This window comes from Terriglobus sp. YAF25 (assembly GCF_052113305.1).
Classification (GTDB): Bacteria; Acidobacteriota; Terriglobia; order Terriglobales; family Acidobacteriaceae; genus Terriglobus.
In genome coordinates, this window is the sequence record NZ_JBFRCY010000317.1 from 1 (window position 1) to 4,991 (window position 4,991).

The following is a 4,991-nucleotide window of genomic DNA, read 5'->3' on the forward strand; positions in this document are numbered from 1 at the left end:
CCTTATCCCCATGCAGCACGTTGAAGACACCGTCCGGAAGTCCGGCTTCTTTGAGCAGCTCGGCAATCCGGATAGAGGCACTGGGATCGCGTTCACTTGGCTTCAGAATGAACGTATTTCCGCATGCCAGCGCGATCGGAAACATCCACATGGGAACCATGGCAGGAAAGTTGAAGGGAGTAATGCCGGCGACCACGCCCAGCGGCTGCCGCATGGACCAGCTATCCACATCGGAGCCCACCATCTCAGAGAACTCGCCCTTGATCAGGTGCGGAATGCCGGTGGCAAATTCGATCACCTCCATGCCGCGGGTCGCTTCTCCCTTAGCGTCCGAGAGCACCTTCCCATGCTCCGAGGTGATGATCTCGGCAAACCGGTCCATGTTCTTCTCGAAGAGCTCGCGGAAGCGGAAGAGCACGCGTGCCCGCCGCAGCGGAGGCTGTGCCGACCAGCCCGGGAAGGCCTCCCGCGCTGCAGCAACGGCTGCTTCCAGCTCCTGCCGGTTCGCCAGCGGAACTTTGGCCTGTACATGGCCTGTCGCCGGGTTATACACGTCGCCGAAACGGCCGGATGTGCCTGCCCGCTCTGCTCCGCCAATCCAATGTGTAATCTCGCGCAGCCCAGTTGGGACGGCTGTATGATCGGGTGCGATCGCTGTGGATGCCATTGCTGAACCTCGATTCGTCGGGGAAAGCATACCCCCTTGACGTGTGCAGCCACCATACAAATTTCCATGCAGAATAGTCAAACGACAATGCATAATACGCAATACGGTGAAATCTGGTGAATCCGCGATCCTTCTTTCGGTTTGAGCACTCACGGTGGCGAATTGCCGCTGCAGGGCTCGCCCTCCTGGCGGGGGCAGCCGGAATCCTGCTGTCCCGCGCAGCCTCTTCCCGCGACCATCAGCAGTATGCCAACGGCTATGTGGCCCCGCAGAGCTGTAACCGCTGCCACGCCAAGATTGCAGAGACATACAGTCAGACCGGCATGGGACGATCATTCCATCGGGTCTCGCTGCAGACTGAAGCTGCAGATTTCAAAGCTCGAAACAACGTGATCCACCAGTCTTCCGGAAAGCGGTACGAGATGGTGCAGCAGGATGGAGCTTTCTACCTGCGAAGAAGCGTACTCAATCAGGATCCAGGGCAGGAAATTGAGAACTATACCCAGCGCATGGACTACGCGATCGGCTCCGGAAACCATGCCCGCACCTATCTTCATCGCACAACGGATGGAAAACTCATCGAGCTGCCGGTGAGCTGGTACACCGAACTGGGCGGCTACTGGGCGATGAGTCCCGGTTACGATCAGGCCGCACAGATGGATGTCCATCGTGCCATCGGGAAAGATTGCATGTTCTGCCACAATGGCTATCCCTCGTCAGACCCCGGCAGCGGAAGTCTGTCTGATGGAGCCATCTTTGCGGAGCAGCTTCCAGAGGGGATCGACTGCCAGCGTTGCCATGGTCCCGGAGCGGCGCACGTCAAAGCAGCCAGCGCCTGGTTTGCGAATAAGGAGAAGGTGCGCTCCACTATCGTGAATCCGGCCCACCTGCCGCGTGAGCGCCAGATGGATGTGTGCCGCCAGTGCCACCTGGAGACGACAAGCCTTCCTCTGCCGAATGGAATTCGTCGCTATGACCGCACCGCATACTCCTTCAAGCCTGGAGAGCCGCTGCAGGACTTTGAGATCGCCTTCGACCACGCGCCGGGCTCAGAGTTGAAGGACCGATTCGAGGTAGCCCATCAGGCATATCGGCTGCAGAAGTCGAAGTGCTATCTGAAGAGCGATATGACCTGCATCACCTGTCATAACCCCCACCGTCCGCAGCGCGGAGAAGCCGGAGCCGCGCAATATCGCGCCGTCTGCCTGGGCTGCCATCAGGCCGAACATCCGAGGCTCGCGACAGCAACGGTGACTCGAGACTCCGATTGCCTTGGTTGCCACATGGGGAAGCGCCGGACCGAAGATGCTGTCCATGTTGTGATGACCGACCACTTTATCCAGCGTTATAAGCCGAAGGGCGATCTGCTGGCGCCAATTCAAGAGACGATTCCTGCGTACCAGGGAGAGGTTGCCGCGTATGATCCGCGGCTACTCTCGGAGATGCCCGAAGGCAACCTGTACTATGCCGTCGCGCAGGTCGCCGCAGGTTCCAACCTCAAGCAGGGAATTCCTCTGTTACAGCACGCCCTGGAAGTAAAGAAGCCACAATACGCCGGTTTCTATTTTGCGTTGGCGGCAGCTCAGGCAAGGGCAGGGAACGACGCTGAAGCGATCCACTGGTATGACGAGGCGATCAAACAGCCCGATCATACGCCGGCAATGCTGCGGGAGCAGGCGGCTGCGCTCGCCCGGTTGCACCAGCTACCGCAAGCGTTGCAGGTTGCCGGAAACGCCATCGACGCAGCCCCGAACGATGCTGTCGCCTACACCACGTTGGGAAACATCCAGCTTCAGGCGGGGAACGTGCAGCAGGCGCAGCAAGCTCTCGATCATGCCTTGTCGCTGGACCCCGAGATGGCCGACGCACAGAACCTGATGGGGTTAACCTATACGCGGCTTTCGAAACCGGATGATGCGGCACGCAGTCTTCGGAAGGCATTACAAATCGATCCTGGTCTGACCGAGGCAAAGATTAATCTCGCGGTGCTGCTCGCCGACCGGGGCGATATGGAAAAGGCGGAAGCAGCCATGCAATCGCTTTTGCGCACGAACCCGGAGTCGGCGGATCTCCATCATCGTTACGCCCTGGTGCTGGCTTCGAGCAAGCAGTGGGCGAAGGCAGCGGAGCAGATGCAGCAGGCCATTCACATCGAGCCGCGCTCCGCGATCCAATATGCCGACCTTGGAGACATCTTCGTCGCTGCAGGTAAGATCGATGCCGCAGCCGCGCCGTATCGCCAAGCCATCGCTCTCGACGCTCGCCAGCTGAAGGCGCATCTCGGACTTGCATCCATCCTCATGGCCCAGAACAAATCCACCGCTGCGGAGGACGAATATCGGCTTGCCGCGGCAGCCAGCCCGCAAAACGGAGAGGTCCACCTGGCGCTCGCAGACCTTGCGCTTCGCAGAGGCTCTCCGGGGGAGGCCAGGCAACAGCTCGAGCTGGCATTAAAGAGCGACGATCCATCCGCCCGGCAGATGGCGTACCGTTTGCTCTCAGGGCAACGGTGAAAGATCGGTAGAACAAGTTGGATTCGAATTACAGGAATGTGATATATCAGATGTTAATCGGTCAATTTCTCCAGGAACGCGCCCGCTGAGCGTCACGCACCTGGGCAGTTGTATCGGCAGTTTTCGCTTCTATTTCGAACAATTTTAGGCGCTCGTTGCGGTTAGGAACGATCCGGGCAAACATCATCGATGCCCAGGGAGAGCTACATCCGTATCGCACTTTATTTCGAGATGCTAAAGAACCTGATCCCTGTTCCTTACGGGCCGCTCTGCCGGCAGCGAGACTCAGAAACACTCACTGAGCCAGAGGAGCAAATCTCCATCGTGGATCTACCGTAAGAGGACTCACTGGAGTCCTTTAGCAGATTGAAAACACGCATCACCCTGATCCTGACTTTCGAGAGGGCAGCATGAGTGAGTGTGATTGGCTTTATTTGGCGGAACATGTATCTCCAGTCTTTGAGGCAACGACGACGGGCGCACACCTGAGAGCTTTGTTTGAAGACAGCCCGGTAGCGATCGTTGCTCTCGACGCACGGCATGACTTTGTCATGTGCAACCGTGCATTCCAAACGCTCTTTCAGTTCTCGACCGAGGAACTGCACGCAACCACTCTGGATGAGCTCATCACCGAGCCGGATACGACGGAGGATGCGCAGGCCTTGAGCATGGCCGTTCTGCGCGGGGAAAAGGTCCATACGGTTGCGCATCGGCGCCGCAAGGACGGCATGATGGTCGACGTCGAGATCTATGGGATTCCGTTGATCGTCGATGGAGTGCTCGAAGGTGTCTATGGCCTGTATCAGGACATCACAGAGCGAAACCGCGCCGAGAATGCGGTGCGGCGGATGGCAAATACCATCGACACGCTGCAGCTGGAAGAGCGCCGCAGAATCGCGCGCGATTTGCATGACTCCATGTCCCAGGAGCTGGCGGTTCTGAACTGGAATCTGACGCTGCTCAAGGGGATGACAGCAAACGCCGATCCTGTTCTCCGCGACATGGTCGCACAGACGAAGGAGATTGCATTGCAATGTTCGTCGCGCATCCGCACGGCATCGTACCTGCTGCATCCTCCTCTCCTCGGCGAAGAGGGACTCTACCCGGTGATCGAACGACTTTCGAAAGAGTTTGAGGTGCGAAGTGGAATCGTAGTCGACCTCAACCTTCAGTTCGATCTGGGCCGATTCTCCGATGCGGTAGAGATCACCGTCTTCCGCGTGGTGCAGGAGGCATTGGCGAACGTCCTTCGCCACTCCGGCAGTCCCATCGTGCACGTCACTCTCGCAAGAATCGGCGAATCTCTCATCCTCACCGTCTTCGACGAAGGCAAGCGGTACCACTGTGAAGTCAATGGAGCCCTTCCCGCCGGCGTAGGGTTGAGCAGCATGAGCGAGCGGCTGGAACAACTCGGCGGCTCGCTGCGTCTGGAGCGCAGTGCGAATGGCACGACCTTGATTGCATCCTTACCTGCGGAGGCACGAACCAATGGATAACCTGCGGATCCTGATTGCAGACGATCATGAACTCATCCGTCGCGGTGTGCGGAATCTTCTGGCAGCTCGGGAGGGGTGGAACGTAATCGCGGAAGCCGCCAATGGGCTTGAGGCAGCAGAGAAGATCGAGCAACTACGGCCCGACATTGCGATTGTGGATTTCTCCATGCCGCTGCTGGATGGCTCCGCGGTGGCGTCACGATCGGCGCAGTGTTCTCCGAAGACCTCCGTTATCGTTCTGACGATGCACGATTCTGAGCGCATCGCATATCAGGTGTTGAAATCGGGAGCGAAGGGCTTTGTTCTGAAATCCGA

General features: G+C 58.4%; 4 protein-coding genes. 3 read left to right on the forward strand and 1 reads right to left on the reverse strand.

The annotated features are described in order from the left end of the window. A partial coding sequence (locus AB4043_RS14205) for an aldehyde dehydrogenase family protein (protein WP_442307333.1) occupies positions 1-667 on the reverse strand: 667 nt, incomplete at its 3' end. 116 nt (positions 668-783) lie between these two features. On the opposite strand from AB4043_RS14205, the gene AB4043_RS14210 reads away from it, so the two are divergent. The 3 genes from AB4043_RS14210 to AB4043_RS14220 all read left to right on the forward strand — a co-directional run. Then, a complete protein-coding gene (locus AB4043_RS14210) occupies positions 784-3,180 on the forward strand; it encodes a tetratricopeptide repeat protein (RefSeq protein WP_442303272.1) in 2,397 nt (798 codons plus the stop codon). 410 nt (positions 3,181-3,590) lie between these two features. Continuing rightward, positions 3,591-4,676, forward strand: a complete 1,086-nt coding sequence (locus tag AB4043_RS14215; RefSeq protein ID WP_442303271.1) for a PAS domain-containing sensor histidine kinase — start codon at positions 3,591-3,593, stop codon at positions 4,674-4,676. Further along, positions 4,669-4,991: response regulator (locus tag AB4043_RS14220; RefSeq protein ID WP_442307334.1), on the forward strand; the 323-nt coding region annotated here is incomplete at its 3' end. The genes AB4043_RS14215 and AB4043_RS14220, both read left to right, overlap by 8 nt.

Bases quoted from the DNA above. Each gene is read 5' to 3' on its own strand.
- AB4043_RS14215 (WP_442303271.1), top strand. From the start codon at position 3,591: ATGAGTGAGTGTGATTGGCTTTATTTGGCGGAACATGTATCTCCAGTC.